Below are 16,981 nucleotides of genomic sequence, written 5' to 3' on the forward strand. Positions count from 1 at the left end.
CCTGGTTAGCCAATTCGCGATAACTTAAGCATTTTTTTCAAATCAGACAACACATCCCTGCTTTGCATAATGGCTTGTTGTTGGTCTGCATGAGGGTTATACCGCAACATTGCGTTGTTCATAGTATCAACCAAAAAAATACCATTCCTATGCGCTGAATTAAACACCTTATTAACATTTTCTTGTTTTGTATTTAACACCTCAGTGCGGTTATCTTTGGCAATCCATTCTTCAACATTGGCACTTTCAGGTGTGATGACTAACGTTGCATTCGCTCTGTCGCTTTCTTTACCTAAGGCCAAGTCTACTTGCTGAATACTGTAAATAGCATTCTGACAAGTTTGGTCACAGGTAGTAGGCACCACATAAACCACTCGCCACTTTTTCGGTAATTCACCAAACAACGACTGTGCGTTGAGCGTAGGCTGGAGTAGCTCACCTCGATTCGTTGCGCCTCGGTTAAAAAAATCGTTGTCTAATGCCAGTTTTGCCAAGATAACAGGAAGGACAAAAACGACGACTAAGAGGATGAGCGTTTTGCGAGATCCACCCGTTTTTGTATCAGACATGTTTGCTCCTAGTTTTTCCGATGGCGATAGCGCCAATAATGAGTGCGGCAGCGGCGAGCCCAAACCACTGAATAGCGTAACCAAGGTGCTTTTCAGGTGGCATTACTACTGGCTCCCAATGCCTGATAAACTGCTCGTCACGCCCAAGAATTTTAACCACAAAGGGTGACAAACGAATACCAGACTGCTTGCTTTGTTGCGCTATATCGATACCTTGTATCCGATAAACCTGACCAGAGTCAGAGGGTTTGGACTCGAACATCTCAACATTCACGAACGGGTTAGCAGTGGGTTCAATGATGACACCTCTCACTCGATTGAGTGTTTGTGGTAATGTAACCTCAGGCCATATATTACGGTCACCCGACGAGGCAACCCAGCCATAATCAAGTAGCACATTGCCCGCAGGTGTATTCACTACAACCAAAACCTGATAACCGATTTCACGTTCCATCGGACGATTATCGACTATCCAGACATGTTCTCGCAGCAATGTACCGCTGACATTGACCAATACATTTTCTCGCGCTTCATTGCGGTCAATGACGTCGATAAGCGCCTTGGCCGGCTGATCTTTTTTTTCTTCAAGGTCCAATAAGAACGCTTGCTTTTCTTGCATTCTGGATAACTGCCAAACACCTAGACTCAGCAAAATGGCAACAATCAACAACAAGAATAAACTCGAAATGATCGCGGAACCCTGATAGCGTGTAAACATTGTAAACAAGTTGTAAAGAGCACCTATATGTTATTCGTAAAAATCCTGCTTGTCGGGCTCTTGCTGTTCATGATTGTGAATTTATTTTTGGCCATGCGGGTAATGCTAAAGAATGACCCCGATGGACAGCCCATGAGTAAATTCATTGGACGCAGAGTGCTTGTATCTACCGTTATTTTTGTCATTATTTTGGTGGCAGTAGCAACGGGGTTGATTGAACCCAACCCCAGACCGTATTAACTCTTTTACAGTATATAAACAAAGATAAACAACATTACCCATACAACGTCAACAAAGTGCCAATACCAAGCGCCAGCCTGAAAAGCAAAGTGTTCTTTTGGCGTGAAGTGACCTTTCAATACCCTGAAGAACAGCACAATGAGTATTACAGTACCTAATGTAACGTGCATGCCGTGAAACCCGGTGAGCATAAAGAAGGTGTTTCCGTAAACGCCAGACTGCAAAGTCAAACCTAAATCACGATAAGCGTGAATATATTCATACACCTGTAACGCTAAGAATATACAACCGAGCAGAATGGTAAAACCAAGCATGGCAGTAAGCTGCTTACGCTTGTTCTGCTCTAAACCTGTGTGAGCATAATGGAGTGTCACCGATGAAACCAACAGGATAGCAGTATTGATTGCTGGCAAACCGGACCATTTCATCTGTGTGGTCGTTGTGCCGTCTGGTGTTGTGAGGAGCGGCCACATCGCCTCAAAGCCAGGCCACAGCACAGCATTAGTCATTGCGTTGTTTGACGAGCCGCCAAGCCAGGGCACAGCAATCATTCTTGCATAGAATAAGGCGCCAAAGAACGCAGCAAAAAACATCACTTCTGAAAAAATGAACCACATCATAGCTTGTCGATACGAACGCCCTAACTGGGCACTGTACAAGCCTGACATAGATTCATTGATTTGGTCTCTAAACCAACCAACAACCATAAAAATCAATATTGCTAAGCCAACCATAAGCACATAGCCGCCATAGCCTTCTGAGTTTTTCGATATCTCAACAACCAGATTACCGGCACCCACTGCAATCAAAAATAAAGCAACCGCGCCCACTATGGGCCAGATGCTTTGCGCGGGTACATAATATCTTTCGTATTCTTGCTGCATTTATTATTCTCCTTTGCCCTGCCTACTCTGCATTGCTGCCAGATAGGAAAGGGTTGTCAAGCGACTTGGGGTCATCAGCCCTCGCCGTTACGTCAAACAAGGTGTATTGCACAGTAAAAACAGTAACGTCATCAGGTATTTGTGGGTCTACATAAAACTGCATGGGCATCAGTGCTTCCTCTCCTGCCGCGAGCGGCTGATGATTGAAGCAAAAACACTCCGTTTTGTTCAAATACAAAGCCGCAGTTCCCGGTGAAACAGAGGGTATCGCCTGCGCTACTATGTCTCGTCTTGCTGGGTTCCTGACATAGAACTCTACGGTGTTTAACTCACCTGGATGAACCACAATGCGTTGGGTTGTCGCGCTAAATTCCCACGGCATCCCTTTATGTGTACGAGTGATAAACTCAACCGCCACCTCGCGTGATGTATCAATTTCAGGTGCACTGTATACCACTGCTGTTTCGTTGGTTTTTCCGTTTATTCCCGTGATATCACAAAACACGTCATACAGAGGCACCATTGCAAAACCAAAACCAAACATGGCGCAGGTGATTATCACCAGCCTGAACACCATGTTGTGATTTTCTGATTGCAGTGCCATGACTTATTTCACCACCGGTGGTGTATCAAACGTGTGATAGGGGGCTGGAGAGGGAATTTCCCACTCAAGACCTTCAGCACCGTCCCATACCTGGTCAGAAACTGGCTCGCCTTGTTTGCGACACGCTTTAATAAGTAGCGCTAGGAAAATGAGTTGCGACAAGCCAAACGCGAAGCCACCAATACTTATCCATTTGTTGAAGTCGGCAAACTGCAACGCATAGTCAGGAATCCTGCGAGGCATGCCTGCCAAGCCAACAAAGTGCATTGGGAAGAACAATACATTGACCGAAATAAGCGAACACCAGAAATGCCATTTAGCCAAGGTGATATCAAACATTTTTCCGGTCCATTTGGGAAGCCAATAATACACCGCTGCCATAATGGAGAATACCGCGCCTGTGACCAGCACATAATGGAAGTGAGCAACCACAAAGTAAGTATCGTGGTATTGGAAGTCAACGGGCGTTATAGCCAGCATCAAGCCTGACAAGCCACCAATCGTGAAAAGTACTACAAACGCAATGGCGAACATCATTGGAATTTCAAAGGTCATCGAGCCGCGCCACATAGTAGCGACCCAGTTAAAGACCTTCACTCCAGTCGGCACCGAAATAAGCATGGTGGCTACCATGAAGAAGATTTCAGCCTGATAGGGCATGCCAGTTGTGAACATATGGTGGGCCCATACGATGAACGACAACAATGCAATTGACGCAGTTGCATACACCATAGATGCGTATCCAAACAGCGGTTTGCGTGAGAAAGTGGGTATGATCTGAGAGATAATGCCAAACGCAGGCAAAATCATTATATATACCTCAGGGTGACCAAAGAACCAGAAGATGTGCTGGAACATAACAGGGTCGCCGCCGCCTGCGGCATCAAAGAAGCTAGTACCAAAATACTTATCTGTAAGAACCATGGTAACAGCACCAGCCAATACCGGCATTACCGCAATGAGCAGGAAGGCTGTAATCAACCAGGTCCATACGAACAAAGGCATTTTCATCCATGTCATACCAGGCGCACGCATGTTGAAAATAGTAACAATCACGTTGATTGCGCCCATAATGGATGAGATACCCATGATGTGCACAGAGAATACAAACAGACCGGTTGAATCATTACTATATGTAGTCGAAAGAGGCGCGTAGAAAGTCCAGCCAAACGACGGACCGCCCCCCTCCATAAACAGCGATGAAAGCAGAATAAGGAACGCAAAAGGTAAAATCCAGAAGCTCCAGTTATTCATTCTTGGTAAGGCCATATCTGGCGCACCAATCATCATAGGGATTAACCAGTTAGCCAACCCTGTAAAAGCGGGCATGACTGCACCAAAAACCATTATCAGGCCATGGACTGTGGTCATTTGGTTGAAAAAATTAGGATCGACAATTTGCATGCCGGGCTGAAAGAGTTCAGCGCGGATAACCATTGCCATTGCTCCGCCCACCAAAAACATAATAAAGGCGAACCACAGATACAAGGTACCTATGTCTTTATGGTTTGTGGTTAGCAACCAACGACTGATCCCCTTTGGAATATGGTCGTGATGATCGTCGTGATGAGCATCACCATGGTGGCCATCAAGCGTAGCGTCGTTAGACGCGGTTGAGTCTGCTACATTACTCATAATTTCGCTCCTATTCGCCTTTTGCTATCGCATTAACGTCTTTTGGTTGCACAACATCGCCAGTGTTATTACCCCATGCGTTGCGCTGGTAGGTAACAACAGCAGCCAGTTCTTTTAGCGACAGCATGTTGCCAAACGCTTGCATCGCTGTACCGGTTTTACCATTAAGTACAATGTCGATGTGTCCAGGCATGTCATTGAGTGCTAGATTGCTACCTTTAATGGCAGGGAATACACCAGGTAGGCCTTCACCATTTGGCATATGGCAACCCGCACACACTGCGTTATAAACGCGTTCACCTTCCGCCATCAATTCCGACATATCCATATTCATAGCTAACAAGCGCTGCTCTTCTTCTCGCGCTAGCGCGCGCATTTCTTCTTGCTCAGACACCCATTGCGCATATTCGGCAGGCTCTTTGGCAATAACTACAATCGGCATAAAACCGTGATCTTTACCACATAGCTCAGCACACTGACCGCGATAGATGCCCGGTTCGTTTACGCGTGTCCAGGCTTCGTTGATAAACCCTGGGTTAGCGTCTTTTTTGACGGCAAAGTCGGGCACCCACCATGAGTGGATAACGTCGTCTGATGTGATCAGAAAACGTACTTTTTGTCCGGTTGGTATAACAAGGGGCCGATCAACTTCAAGCAGGTAGTTATCTCGCTTGTCGTATTTATTCTCAATTTCTTCGCGACGCGTTGCCAATAGTGAATAGTATTCCACGTCGCTATCCATGTACTTATAGTGCCACTTCCACTGTGACCCGGTGACAAGTACTGTCATGTCGGGTGCAGAAGTGTCTTCCATGGCAATTAGTGTTTTCGCAGCAGGAATAGCCATCACAATCAAAATAATAAATGGCACTACAGTCCATGCAATTTCGACTTTTACATTTTCGTGGAAATTGGCGGGTTTAACCCCTCTGGATTTGCGGTGTAAGTACATGGAAATAAACATGACCCCAAACACAAGAACCGCAATACCTACGCAAATGGCAAACATCATCATGTGTAAGTCATACACCTGAGATGAAATATCGGTTACGCCTGGTCTTAAATTGATATCAGAAACTGCTTGCTGCGCCTCTGCATATACACCTGATGACATCATCATGCATGCAGTTAAGGCACTTTTTGCGAGTCTACGCACTACCCACCTCCGTCACGTCGCTCAATTAAAGAACGAGTCCAATAGACTATTGTAAATATTATTAGAGTCTATTTGTTACGCTTTTGTTAAAGAGTGTACAAGAATCGCCCAAATTGAGTTTAGAGTCCAGTTTTTTTAGATGAAGTAGGAAGAAAAAACCGAATTATTTTTAATAAGCGTCAAGATTGCTGTACTTTTGAACACATTGAAAATGAAACAAAAAATGTAAAGAAAACCAAACAGCAGTGGGGTTATGAGAGAGAGGGAGTGGTATAGTTGAGATATAAAAAAAGCAGCAAAGTGTATAAAAAACACTCGCCGCTCATTTTTTAGGCCATTCGGTTTATTTTCACATCCAATCTGCGTTACGAATAACCCCAACCGCAAGACCTTCTATATTAAATTCCTGCGATGCTAGATCGACATAGATAGGTGAAAATGCGCTATTTTCTGCATGTAAGATTACTTTGCTACCGGTCTTTTCTAGTCGCTTTACTGTTACCTCATCTTCGACTCTGGCTACTACTACCTGACCATTTCTGACATCAGTAGTTTTATGCACAGCCAACAAATCACCGTCTAAGATACCAATGTCCTTCATACTTTCGCCGTAAACACGCAGTAAGTAATCTGCACCTGGCTTAAACAACATAGGATCGACCTGATAATTCGATTCTATGTTTTCCTGCGCCAAAATGGGCTCACCCGCTGCCACTCTACCAATTAATGGAAGCCCAACCACATTGTCTTCAGGCTCTTCCTCAGCATGGATGCGAATCCCTCTTGAGGTGCCTGGCAGGATTTCAATCACGCCTTTACGGGCAAGCGCTTTCAAATGCTCTTCTGCTGCGTTAGCAGACTTAAAACCTAGCTTACGTGCAATTTCTGCGCGGGTAGGTGGCATACCGGTTTCTTGTACTGATGCCTTGATGAGATCGAATACTTCTTGTTGACGTTGAGTTAATGGACGCATAAACAGCCTGTTATTCCATACAGTTATTGTGAGTATATACAGTTGTTTACAATCTGCAACCATATAAATAGTGAATTTGTGCTACACTCGCGCCGATTTATTTTAACTAGGTTAGGGTTTATTTGCATGTCGTGGATGCGTAACGCACTGCTGAAAACATTTAAATGGCCAGTAAAGTGGCTGGTAAGGTCAAAAGATATTCCCATTAATATCAGCGAGTTGGGTCTGGACAAGGCCAAGCCCGTCATGTATCTGATGCACAATAACTCTGTGACTGATCAATTGACCTTGGCAATGTCAGCCAAACGCCTGGGGTTGCCCGATCCGACAGAATCTTTTGACATTGAAGGCGAATCCTACCCCCGCTGTTTGTTTTTGCGAGGCACCCAACCCCTCTTTAAGAAAAATGCAGCTAGCACAGGGATTGAATCTGTCTTCACCGAACTGTTTCAACGGCACAGAGAAAACGCCACTATCGACCTTCAAATCGTACCCGTCTATGTCACGTGGGGACGCGCACCAGGAAAAGGCAAACCAGGGTTTACTGACCTTATTACACACACGGCTACACCAAGTTGGTTACGCAAGTTTTTTATTGTTTTGTTTTTAGGCAGAGATAACTTCATCAGCTACAGTAAAGCTGTCCATTCCCGCAATATGGCTGAGCAACGTGGCAGTGACGCCGACATCGCTCAAAAGCTCGTCAGGTTGGCTAGTACTCACTTTCAACGAAAACGCCAATCAATGACGGGTCCGACATTGCTGGAAGTGCAAGAAAGAAATAATGCAGTGTTAGGTTCTGAGAGCGTTCGTAATGCCATTTCCGATGAGGCTGACGCAAAAAAAATTACACCATCACAAGCCAGAACACAGGCACTTGATTACCTCGATGAAATCGCCGCAGATTATCGTGAAGGTTTAATCAGATTTGGTGATCGAGCCCTAACCTTTATTTGGAACAAAATTTATAACGGTATTAGTGTAGGTCATGCAGACAGAGTCAGGGATCTCGCTCGCAATGGACATGAGATCATATACGTGCCTTGTCACCGCAGCCATATGGACTATTTGCTACTGACTTATGTCATCTATCATGAGGGTTTAGTCACGCCTCACATCGCTGCCGGCATAAATTTAAATTTTTGGCCAGCAGGGGGCATATTCAGGCGTGGTGGCGCATTCTTCTTAAGACGAAGTTTTGCTGGCAACAAACTCTACACGGCCGTATTTAAGGAATACCTTGAGCTGTTATTCAACAAAGGTTATTCAGTTAAATATTACCCCGAGGGTGGCCGAAGTAGAACCGGCAGACTCATTCCACCCAAAACAGGCATGTTGGCTATGACCCTGCAGGCTGTGATTAAGGGGGTTAATCGCCCTGTCAGCATAGTCCCAGTGTATATCGGGTATGAAAATGTCATGGAAGTAAAAAGTTACCAGAGTGAACTGAAGGGAAAAAGTAAGAAAAAAGAATCACCCGCCCAGATTTTTTCAGCCATTCGCAAACTGAAAAATTATGGACACGGATATGTTAATTTTGGCACGCCTATCAATCTTAACCAGTTTCTGGACCAATCGGTACCGAGCTGGCGTGAGAGTATCAGTAGCGATCCAGATAAAAAGCCCGCTTGGCTTACACCCACAGTCAATGAGTTGGCTTCTTCTGTGATGACGCACATTAATACGAACGCGGCAGTTAACGGTATGGCATTAACCAGCTTGTGCCTGCTTTCAAGTAAAAATCATGTGCTCAGTGAAAGAGAGCTCAAGCTGGCTATGCAAGCGTTTCTTGATCTGCTAAACCAGGCGCCTTTTAGCCAGGATGCCACTCTCCCCGACTCAGACGCGGTCACACTACTTCATGAAACCTTGTCTCTTGAGCGATTGGCCGTAGAGCAGGACGATTTTGGCAAACTCATTTCACCTCTTAAAGGTGGCGCGGCGCTCCTTACCTACTACCGCAATAATATTATCCACCTGTTTTCTTTGCCGGGATTGATTATGGCAAAGGTATTTGTCAGTACACGAGCAGAAAAATCGCTAATTTTGCAACTGGTAGCGGCCCTATACCCCCTATTGCAAAAGGAACTGTTTTTATATCGAAATCAGGATGAGGCCCTTGCTTATACTGCAGAGCTGATCGATACCATGAAAAAGATTGGTTTACTTCAGCAAAAGGGAAAGTATTTGGCGCCTCCCGAATCCAGCTCAGAACACTACAATGCGGCCTGGCTACTTAGCCGCTGTATGCGAGAAACGTTTCAGCGTTATGCTGTGGTGCTAACCCTCTTGCACAAACACAAATCAGTAGGCCGCGCCCAACTGGAAAAACAAAGTCGGGACGTGGCTGAGCGACTGTCAGCCCTGTATGGTATTAGCTCACCCGAGTTCTACGACAAGAACGTATTCTCAAGTTTCACCGCCGCACTGAAAGAGAATCACTGGTTAGACAGTGATGGCAATGGGAATTTGTGCATTTCAGAAGAGAGTACGGCACTGAGACGTGATGTGCTTGAGTTAGTCGAGCCAGAAATTGTACAGCACCTGGAGACGGTAGAGGTGTAAAGCACCGCTACCGCAAGAAAAACTGGTAAGCCGCGTTGTTGGTAACTTCCTCGTAGTCATATCCTAAGGCCAATAGATGTTGGTCAAAATCGGCCCGCTCTTCTGGTTTTATCGAGAATCCGGCCATGACCAAACCTGATGCAGCGCCATGGTTACGATAATGGAACAGGGTGATATTCCAGTTTTCGCCCAAGGTATTGAGAAAATTCATCAGTGCGCCTGGGTATTCAGGAAATTCAAAGGTAAAAACACACTCTTCTTCGGCTACGCTGGTGCTGCCGCCAATCATGTGTCTGATGTGAAGTTTAGAAAGCTCATTATCAGATAAATCGACTGGCTTATAGCCTTTACCCTCAAGGCTATCTAACAGAGCATGATATTCTTCCAAACCCTGCTTTAACTTGATCCCCACAAACAGCTTGGCACGTTGCTGATGACTGTGACGATAATTAAACTCTGTCAGTACCCTGCCACCTAAGCTTTCACAAAATCGTTTGAACTCTCCTTGTTGCTCTTTGAGTTCCACTCCGAAAATTGCTTCTTTTTGTTCACCCAATTCACAACGCTCTGAGACATACCTTAAGGTGTGAAAATTAATGTTCGCACCGCATAAGATCCCGCCTAAGTTAGCGCCACTGAGATTGTATTCTTTTGCATACTTTCGGATTGCCGCAATGGACATTGCACCGGCTGGTTCAGCAATCACCCTTGTATCGTCAAAGATATCTTTAATCGCACCACAAATTTCATCGTTCGTTACTGTAATAATATCGTCTAGATATTTCTGACACAGTCTAAATGGCTCTGTTCCTATGGTTTTAACTGCCACACCATCGGCAAAAATCCCCACACTAGGCAGAGTGACTGGTTTTCCGGCTCGTTTTGCAGCGAGTAAACAAGCAGATTCCTCAGCTTCTACCGCAATGAGTCGAATTTCTGGCTTGAGTTGCTTGAGATAAACGGCAATACCCGCTGCCAGTCCCCCTCCTCCTACAGCAATAAACAAAGTATCCAGATGCGGATTTTGCTCTAAGATCTCTTTAGCTATTGTGCCCTGACCAGCAATAACGTCAGGATCATCGAAAGGCGGAACCAACGTTAAGCCTTTGTTCTCACTCAGGGCGTGAGCATGTGCATTCGCTTGATCAAAACTGGTGCCATGCAACACAACATTGGCGGCAGAACCACCAAAACGGCGAACCGCTTCTACCTTAATATCAGGGGTAGTTTCAGGCATTACTATAGTCGCGTTGATGCCACTTTTGCGTGCCGCATAGGCCACGCCTTGGGCATGATTACCGGCAGACGCCGTTACAATACCGGCTTGCTTTTGCTGTTCGCTGAGCGCAGCAATCCTGCTGTAGGCACCGCGTAACTTAAACGACTTTACTGGCTGCTGATCTTCCCGCTTGAGCCAAATTTGGTTGCCCAGCTCAGCAGAGAGCCTAGGCAAAAGGTCCAGATCACTATGGACAGCAACATCATACACAGGCGACAGCAGAATTTTTTTTAGGTAGTCCGCTGCTTCCAATGTCATAACTGCTCCAGTTTTGAAACGTCTCTAACGGCACCTTTATCAGCACTGGTTGCCATTAATGCAAACGTTTTCAGCGCGGTAGAAATGGGGCGATGTCTGTCTTTCGGCTTCCATGGCTTTTCACTGGCCTCCATGTTTGCACGGCGTTCGGCTAATACAGCATCGGAAACAGCAATATTAATCGTACGATTCGGGATGTCTATCTCAATCACATCACCTTCTTCTACCAGGCCAATACCACCACCACTGGCCGCCTCTGGAGAGCAATGACCAATAGAAAGCCCTGACGTGCCTCCGGAAAAGCGACCATCGGTAATAAGCGCACACGCTTTACCTAGGCCTTTGGATTTGAGATACGATGTAGGATAAAGCATCTCTTGCATGCCTGGCCCACCTTTCGGCCCTTCATAGCGGATAATTACCGCATCGCCTGCAACGACCTCATCATTTAAAATGGCGGTCACTGCATCGTCCTGACTTTCAAAAATACGCGCACGACCAGTAAACGTAAGAATAGACTCGTCAACGCCCGCTGTTTTTACGATGCAGCCGTTCTCAGCGAGGTTGCCAAACAATACCGCCAAGCCACCGTCTTGACTGTAAGCCTTGTCTTTACTTCTGATACACCCGCCTTCGCGATCATCATCCACCGTCGGATATCGGCAGTCCTGACTAAAGGCTTTTGTTGTGCGTATTCCAGCAGGTCCTGCGCTGTAAAAAGTGCGGGCGACCTGATTGTCCTCACGGGTAATGTCCCAAGTTTCAATCACTGACCTGATAGTACCGCCCAATATATGATGACTGTCGTCATGAAGCAGTCCCGCCACGCTCAGCTCTTTGAGGATCCCAAGCACACCACCCGCCCTGTGAACGTCTTCCATGTGGTATTGGGGTGTTGACGGCGCCACCTTGCACAAATGCGGAACACCTCTCGACAACCGGTCGATATCATTCATAGTAAAAGGAATTTCACCCTCACTGGCAGCCGCTAGCAAATGCAAAATGGTATTGGTGGAACCTCCCATTGCAATGTCCAAGCTCATAGCGTTTTCGAACGCATTAAAATTAGCAATGTTTCGCGGCAAGGCTGTTGCATCGTCATTTTTGTACCAGCGTTCACACAAATCCATTACTACTTTACCCGCCTGTTTAAACAGATTTTCTCTGTCGGCATGCGTCGCGAGCAATGAGCCATTACCTGGTAATGCCAAACCCAGGGCCTCGGTTAAGCAGTTCATGGAATTAGCCGTAAACATGCCTGAGCAAGAACCACAAGTCGGACAGGCTGACCGTTCTATCTGGTCGGTTTGCTCATCACTCACATTGTCATCAGCGGCCGCGACCATAGCATCAACCAAATCGAGCTTAATAATTTGGTCAGAAAGCTTGGTTTTGCCGGCCTCCATTGGGCCACCGGAAACAAATACCACAGGTACATTGAGACGCATGGCAGCCATTAACATGCCGGGGGTAATTTTGTCGCAGTTTGAAATACACACCAACGCGTCAGCACAATGTGCATTGACCATGTACTCTACGGCATCAGCGATAACTTCTCGGGACGGTAAGCTGTAAAGCATACCGCTGTGCCCCATCGCGATACCGTCATCCACCGCTATGGTATTAAATTCTTTGGCAACGCCGCCGGCTTCTTCAATGCTCTTAACAACCAACTGACCAAGATCTTTAAGGTGTACATGACCTGGCACAAACTGGGTAAACGAGTTAGCCACAGCAATAATTGGCTTTCCAAAGTCGTTATCTTTCATACCTGTCGCGCGCCACAAAGCACGCGCGCCAGCCATGTTGCGACCATGAGTGGTCGTCTTCGAGCGTAAAACCGGCATAGTTCCTCTCTACATTTATTCGTAAACGGGCGTCAACCAGCCCCATTTATCTTCTGTTTTACCGTTAAATAAACCAAAAAATTGGTCTTGAACGGCTTTAGTGATTTCTCCACGACCGCCATTACCTACAGGTATACCGTCAACACTGCGAACAGGTGTCACTTCTGCCGCGGTACCGCACATTAAGATCTCATCGGCAACGTACATAGACTCGCGTGGAATATTTTCTTCGCGCACTTCATAACCCATCTCTTTTAGCAAGGTCATTACTGTGTCACGAGTAATGCCAGGCAAAATTGCTGCCGTTTTCGGCGTGGTAGTGACCACACCATTACGGATAACAAAAATGTTCTCGCCTGCGCCTTCACTCACATATCCATTGCGATCGAGTGCGATGCCTTCACCATAACCATGACGTCGAGCTTCCATGGAAATAAGCTGTGAAGATAAGTAGTTTCCACCTGCTTTAGCACCCGTAGGCATAGTATTGGCAGCCAAACGGTTCCAAGAAGAAATACCCGCATCCACACCATTTTTCAGTGCCTCATCACCCAGGTAAGCGCCCCATTCAAAAGCCGCAATTGTCACTTCAGTTTCCTGCCCAAAAGGCACCTGAAGACCCATACCAATGTCACCATAGAAGGCGATAGGACGGATATAAGCGGACTTAAGCTGGTTTGCGCGAATGATATCAAGCGTCGCCTGGTTAATTTCATCAAGCGTGTATGGAATGGTCATGCGATAGATTTTTGCAGAATCAAACAGGCGGCGATTGTGCTCCTGCAATCTGAATACACAAGTACCTTTATCCGGAGTGTTGTATGCACGAATGCCTTCGAACACAGAAGAGCCGTAGTGAATTGCATGCGTCATAACATGCACGGTTGCGTTTTTCCACGGCATGATTTCGCCATTAAACCAAATGTGTTCTGCAGGTTGTTTAGCCATAAAATTGTCCTTTGACGGTATATCGACTGAAAATTTACCGGCCGATAATACCCTAGGTAACACTCGGTCCCAACCATCAAACGTGTATTAGTTCGACAAAAGTGGACGTAAGACGACGCTTAGCTGTTCGCTCAAGAAAAGTTTGAATACAAGAAAGGCTGACCCGATTGGCTAATATCGGGATGTCCTGTATAAGTAGCATGAAGGCATTTATTGTTGCAAGTATTTTTATAGGGAAGATTTGGATGGATTGGTTCCATTGGTTAAATCTGGCAGGCGTGGCAGTTTGTTCCATTTCAGGAACACTGATGGCGTATCAAAAAAAGATGGACGGGTTTGGTGTTGTAGTACTGGCCTCAGTGACAGCCATTGGTGGCGGAACGTTGCGCGATGTGATGTTGGACCTGCCAATATTCTGGATCCAGAACACAGATTACTTATATGTCACCTTGTTTGCCGCACTGGCAACCATTATCTGGTTACGCGTGTCTGTGCGTTTTCCCTACCACTACTTGCTTATTGCCGACGCGTTTGGTTTAGCCTTGTTTAACGTAGTTGGACTAGAAAAAGCATTGCTAACCGGTGCGCCCATGGAGGTTGCCATAGCAATGGGCACCATCACTAGCGTATTTGGCGGCCTTATCAGAGACGTTCTTTGCCGAGAAGTACCTTTGGTATTTAACGGCGAGCTTTATGCGATAACCTGTATTATTGGCGGCTTGTGTTACGCAGCACTTTTCGCTGTGGGATTGGAAGCATTGTGGTGCGGGATTGGTGCACTCGTCACGACGGTATTGCTTCGTTTTGCTGCCATGCGCTGGCACTGGCAGGTGCCCGTGTTTAAACAACACTCTTAACAATACTGGCCCCGTGTCCAGTATGAAACCACCAAACCTCAGCGTAGGCTTAGCCAGATGTAAAACTTCCCGTGAGGTGTTATGGGACTGGCTGTTATTCGCACACGCGCCATCGTTGGCTTGGATTCGCCTCCCGTCAACGTTGAAGTACATTTGGCCAACGGTATCCCCGGCTTTCATATTGTGGGTATGGCAGAAACCACGGTAAAAGAAGCCAAAGACAGAGTAAGAGGAGCTCTGATAAACAGCGGTTTTGAATTGCCTGCGAAACGGATCACCGTCAACCTAGCGCCAGCTGATTTACCCAAACAAGGAGGGCGCTTTGATCTCCCTATTGCGCTAGGTATTCTTTGTGCCAGTGAGCAAATTCCTGCAAGCGCTTGTGAAAATATTGAAGTGTTTGGTGAGCTTGCTCTTAGTGGTGACGTACGTGCGATAGCGGGTGCGCTGCCTTTTGCAGTTGCCTGCCAAAAGCAGGGTACGCCGTTGATTTTACCTAAGGATAACGTGCCGCAAGTAAGCTTGGTCAATGGCTTGAAATGCTTACCTGTAGCCAGTTTGCTAGACGCCTTTACCCATTTATCAGGTAGTCATTTACATTTCACCCATTGTAAGAAGGCGTGCCATGCACCATCGCCTCCTGAACCCTATTGGTGTGACATTGTTGGCCAGGAGCACGCCAAAAGAGGACTAATGATTGCTGCGGCGGGAAACCACCACCTGCTTTTTGTTGGTCCACCGGGCACAGGTAAAAGCCTCCTCGCTAGCCGATTACTTGATTTACTGCCTCCGCTTAGTGTCGAACAGGCATTGGAAGTCGCCAGTATTCGGTCAGTAGCGGGTCAATCGTTAGACGAGAAAACGTGGGCCCAAAGACCCTTCCGGCGGCCGCATCATACCGCATCGTCAATTGCATTAACGGGTGGCGGTAGCCCACCCAAACCCGGCGAGGTGAGCCTAGCACATCACGGGGTGCTATTTATGGACGAACTGCCAGAGTTCGGCAGACACACCTTGGACGTACTGCGTGAACCCTTGGAAAGCGGCGACATCAACATTGCCAGGGCAAATGCACAAGCCCGCTATCCAGCGCGCTTCCAGCTTGTTGCAGCAATGAATCCAAGTCCAACGGGTGACATACTGGATGGGCGTAGTTCACCTGACCAGATATTACGCTATTTAAATCGACTGTCCGGCCCGCTATTAGACCGGATCGATTTACAAATTGAAGTTCCTAAGCTCGACGATTTTGGTTTTGGACGCTTACGCCCACCTTCTTCGCTTACGGCGCAAGAAGCGTATAACCAATGCGAGTTGGCAAGAGAAAAGCAACGACTACGGCAAGGCTGTTTAAACGCTCAACTCCCCATCGACAAACTTGAAGAAGCCTGCGCACTCACCACCGCCGATGTGCAATACTTTCAAGACGTTGCCCTACAACTTGAACTGTCTTTGCGGGTATTCCATCGCTGTTTGCGCATTGCACGCACTATTGCTGACATGGCCAATTGTGATGCTGTGGGTCGCAATCACTTTGCTGAAGCCATGAGCTACAGAGCATTGGACAAACTAATAAGAGAGTTCAGTAGCCATGTTAAATAGGGCCTGCACAAGAGGTTGATTTTTTCGTGAGGCCAAGCAGCAGAAGCCCAGCGTGTAGGCACCTATGTCTCGCACTGGCACGCGCGACACTTGGCTGGCTGCGGTTGAGTGGTCGAGTACAATTTGCGGCACAAACCCCAATCCACAGCCCAACGCTACCATAGACACAATGGCTTCATTACCGCCGACATTCGCATAAATGTTGGGCTGGATACCCTGTTTTTTAAACCATTGATAAACCACCCCTTTTGATGGACCCGTTTCAGGCATAACAACAGGGTGTGACGCCCAATCAACCGACTCCAAGCTGCTAATGCGCCACTGCCGTGGTGCTATCATGACTAAAGGCACGTCGTCTAAAGGCATAAAATGCAAGTCATTGGTTATTTGCGGTGACTTGATAGCAATGGAAACGTCAACCTGCTTCTCTACAACATGCCGTATGGCAAACGCGGGATCGCCGGTCTGAAGTTTGAGCGTTACCATTGGATGCTTCACTGCAAGTTGCCGAATAATGTTAGGTAAGTGGCTTTGACTCGCGGTTACTGAGCAGTATAAAGACACCTCACCTTGCAGTTGGGTTTGTTCCCTTTGCATATCTTGTTGTAAGCCTTCCCATTCGCCCAGCACACTGTCGGCAAACCTTGCCATGCGTTCACCAGCATGGGTTAAAGTGACGCTACGATTGTCACGGGTAAACAAACTGCAACCGCATTCATCTTCCATCCGTTGAATAATTCGGCTTAAGGTAGAGGGTGAAACGTAAAGCGCCGAGGCGGTTTCGCCAAAATGCAAGCTTGAAGCCAGATGTCGGAACAGCTGAAGACTACGAAAATCCATTATTAT

Annotated in this window: 15 protein-coding genes; 4 read left to right on the forward strand and 11 right to left on the reverse strand. The window is 46.7% G+C overall.

Translation table 11 applies throughout. The features are described 5' to 3' along the window. Positions 1-5 precede the first annotated feature (5 nt). Positions 6-569, reverse strand: coding sequence for a hypothetical protein (locus DRW07_RS10520; protein ID WP_124027874.1), 564 nt, complete (start codon positions 567-569; stop codon positions 6-8). After that, a complete protein-coding gene (locus DRW07_RS10525; protein ID WP_240630600.1) occupies positions 562-1,287 on the reverse strand; it encodes an SURF1 family protein in 726 nt (241 codons plus the stop codon). Before DRW07_RS10525 ends, DRW07_RS10520 begins: the two co-directional genes overlap by 8 nt. 27 nt (positions 1,288-1,314) lie before the next feature. Between DRW07_RS10525 and DRW07_RS10530 the strand changes: the two genes are divergently transcribed. Further along, positions 1,315-1,527, forward strand: coding sequence for a DUF2909 domain-containing protein (locus DRW07_RS10530; protein ID WP_124027876.1), 213 nt, complete (start codon positions 1,315-1,317; stop codon positions 1,525-1,527). Positions 1,528-1,532: 5 nt separating this feature from the next. On the opposite strand, the gene DRW07_RS10535 is transcribed toward DRW07_RS10530, so the two are convergent. The 5 genes from DRW07_RS10535 to lexA all read right to left on the reverse strand — a co-directional run bounded on the left by DRW07_RS10535 (position 1,533) and on the right by lexA (position 6,779). Beyond that, a complete protein-coding gene (locus DRW07_RS10535) occupies positions 1,533-2,411 on the reverse strand; it encodes a cytochrome c oxidase subunit 3 (protein WP_124027877.1) in 879 nt (292 codons plus the stop codon). Positions 2,412-2,433: 22 nt separating this feature from the next. Further along, entirely contained in the window at positions 2,434-3,015 is a 582-nt protein-coding gene (locus tag DRW07_RS10540; RefSeq protein ID WP_124027878.1) for a cytochrome c oxidase assembly protein, read from the reverse strand. A gap of 3 nt (positions 3,016-3,018) precedes the next feature. Next, positions 3,019-4,650 carry a cytochrome c oxidase subunit I gene (gene ctaD, locus DRW07_RS10545; protein WP_124027879.1) on the reverse strand — a complete coding sequence of 544 codons (1,632 nt, stop codon included), beginning with the start codon at positions 4,648-4,650 and terminating at the stop codon, positions 3,019-3,021. A gap of 10 nt (positions 4,651-4,660) precedes the next feature. Next, the gene (coxB, locus tag DRW07_RS10550) at positions 4,661-5,770 is read right to left on the reverse strand and encodes a cytochrome c oxidase subunit II (RefSeq protein WP_124028178.1); all 1,110 of its coding nucleotides are present in this window, start codon (positions 5,768-5,770) and stop codon (positions 4,661-4,663) included. Positions 5,771-6,155: 385 nt separating this feature from the next. After that, positions 6,156-6,779, reverse strand: coding sequence for a transcriptional repressor LexA (gene lexA / locus DRW07_RS10555; protein ID WP_124027880.1), 624 nt, complete (start codon positions 6,777-6,779; stop codon positions 6,156-6,158). A 126-nt stretch (positions 6,780-6,905) separates the two neighbouring features. Here lexA and plsB point away from each other — a divergent pair, with 126 nt between their 5' ends. Beyond that, positions 6,906-9,344, forward strand: coding sequence for a glycerol-3-phosphate 1-O-acyltransferase PlsB (gene plsB / locus DRW07_RS10560; RefSeq protein ID WP_124027881.1), 2,439 nt, complete (start codon positions 6,906-6,908; stop codon positions 9,342-9,344). 7 nt (positions 9,345-9,351) lie between these two features. Here plsB and ilvA read toward each other — a convergent pair whose 3' ends face one another. The 3 genes from ilvA to DRW07_RS10575 are packed head-to-tail and all read right to left on the reverse strand — an operon-like array spanning position 9,352 to position 13,676. Then, complete coding sequence (gene ilvA, locus DRW07_RS10565; RefSeq protein WP_124027882.1) at positions 9,352-10,881, reverse strand: threonine ammonia-lyase, biosynthetic; 1,530 nt, start codon at positions 10,879-10,881, stop codon at positions 9,352-9,354. Further along, complete coding sequence (gene ilvD, locus DRW07_RS10570; RefSeq protein ID WP_124027883.1) at positions 10,878-12,728, reverse strand: dihydroxy-acid dehydratase; 1,851 nt, start codon at positions 12,726-12,728, stop codon at positions 10,878-10,880. Before ilvD ends, ilvA begins: the two co-directional genes overlap by 4 nt. Before the next feature lie 15 nt (positions 12,729-12,743). Further along, positions 12,744-13,676: a branched-chain amino acid transaminase gene (locus DRW07_RS10575; RefSeq protein WP_124027884.1), complete on the reverse strand. Its 933-nt coding sequence runs from the start codon at positions 13,674-13,676 to the stop codon at positions 12,744-12,746. Between the two features lie 245 nt (positions 13,677-13,921). On the opposite strand from DRW07_RS10575, the gene DRW07_RS10580 reads away from it, so the two are divergent. Continuing rightward, positions 13,922-14,533 (forward strand): trimeric intracellular cation channel family protein, encoded by a 612-nt coding sequence (locus DRW07_RS10580; RefSeq protein WP_124027885.1) that lies wholly within the window; start codon positions 13,922-13,924, stop codon positions 14,531-14,533. Positions 14,534-14,614: 81 nt separating this feature from the next. Continuing rightward, positions 14,615-16,135 (forward strand): YifB family Mg chelatase-like AAA ATPase, encoded by a 1,521-nt coding sequence (locus tag DRW07_RS10585; RefSeq protein WP_124027886.1) that lies wholly within the window; start codon positions 14,615-14,617, stop codon positions 16,133-16,135. Here DRW07_RS10585 and ilvY read toward each other — a convergent pair. Further along, complete coding sequence (gene ilvY, locus DRW07_RS10590; protein ID WP_124027887.1) at positions 16,103-16,975, reverse strand: HTH-type transcriptional activator IlvY; 873 nt, start codon at positions 16,973-16,975, stop codon at positions 16,103-16,105. The genes DRW07_RS10585 and ilvY overlap by 33 nt on opposite strands. Positions 16,976-16,981: the final 6 nt, after the last annotated feature.

The sequence above is a fragment of the Paralteromonas sediminis genome, assembly GCF_003820355.1.
In the GTDB taxonomy this organism is placed as follows: Bacteria; Pseudomonadota; Gammaproteobacteria; order Enterobacterales; family Alteromonadaceae; genus Alteromonas_F; species Alteromonas_F sediminis.

What these genes read in the sequence shown, in the direction of transcription:
- plsB (WP_124027881.1), top strand. Translation starts at nt 6,906, where the DNA reads ATGTCGTGGATGCGTAACGCACTGCTGAAAACATTTAAATGGCCAGTA.
- DRW07_RS10520 (WP_124027874.1), bottom strand. Translation starts at nt 569, where the DNA reads ATGTCTGATACAAAAACGGGTGGATCTCGCAAAACGCTCATCCTCTTA.
- DRW07_RS10525 (WP_240630600.1), bottom strand. Translation starts at nt 1,287, where the DNA reads ATGTTTACACGCTATCAGGGTTCCGCGATCATTTCGAGTTTATTCTTG.
- ilvA (WP_124027882.1), bottom strand. Translation starts at nt 10,881, where the DNA reads ATGACATTGGAAGCAGCGGACTACCTAAAAAAAATTCTGCTGTCGCCT.
- coxB (WP_124028178.1), bottom strand. Translation starts at nt 5,770, where the DNA reads ATGATGATGTCATCAGGTGTATATGCAGAGGCGCAGCAAGCAGTTTCT.
- DRW07_RS10535 (WP_124027877.1), bottom strand. Translation starts at nt 2,411, where the DNA reads ATGCAGCAAGAATACGAAAGATATTATGTACCCGCGCAAAGCATCTGG.
- DRW07_RS10575 (WP_124027884.1), bottom strand. Translation starts at nt 13,676, where the DNA reads ATGGCTAAACAACCTGCAGAACACATTTGGTTTAATGGCGAAATCATG.
- DRW07_RS10530 (WP_124027876.1), top strand. Translation starts at nt 1,315, where the DNA reads ATGTTATTCGTAAAAATCCTGCTTGTCGGGCTCTTGCTGTTCATGATT.
- DRW07_RS10580 (WP_124027885.1), top strand. Translation starts at nt 13,922, where the DNA reads ATGGATTGGTTCCATTGGTTAAATCTGGCAGGCGTGGCAGTTTGTTCC.
- DRW07_RS10540 (WP_124027878.1), bottom strand. Translation starts at nt 3,015, where the DNA reads ATGGCACTGCAATCAGAAAATCACAACATGGTGTTCAGGCTGGTGATA.
- ctaD (WP_124027879.1), bottom strand. Translation starts at nt 4,650, where the DNA reads ATGAGTAATGTAGCAGACTCAACCGCGTCTAACGACGCTACGCTTGAT.
- ilvY (WP_124027887.1), bottom strand. Translation starts at nt 16,975, where the DNA reads ATGGATTTTCGTAGTCTTCAGCTGTTCCGACATCTGGCTTCAAGCTTG.
- DRW07_RS10585 (WP_124027886.1), top strand. Translation starts at nt 14,615, where the DNA reads ATGGGACTGGCTGTTATTCGCACACGCGCCATCGTTGGCTTGGATTCG.
- ilvD (WP_124027883.1), bottom strand. Translation starts at nt 12,728, where the DNA reads ATGCCGGTTTTACGCTCGAAGACGACCACTCATGGTCGCAACATGGCT.
- lexA (WP_124027880.1), bottom strand. Translation starts at nt 6,779, where the DNA reads ATGCGTCCATTAACTCAACGTCAACAAGAAGTATTCGATCTCATCAAG.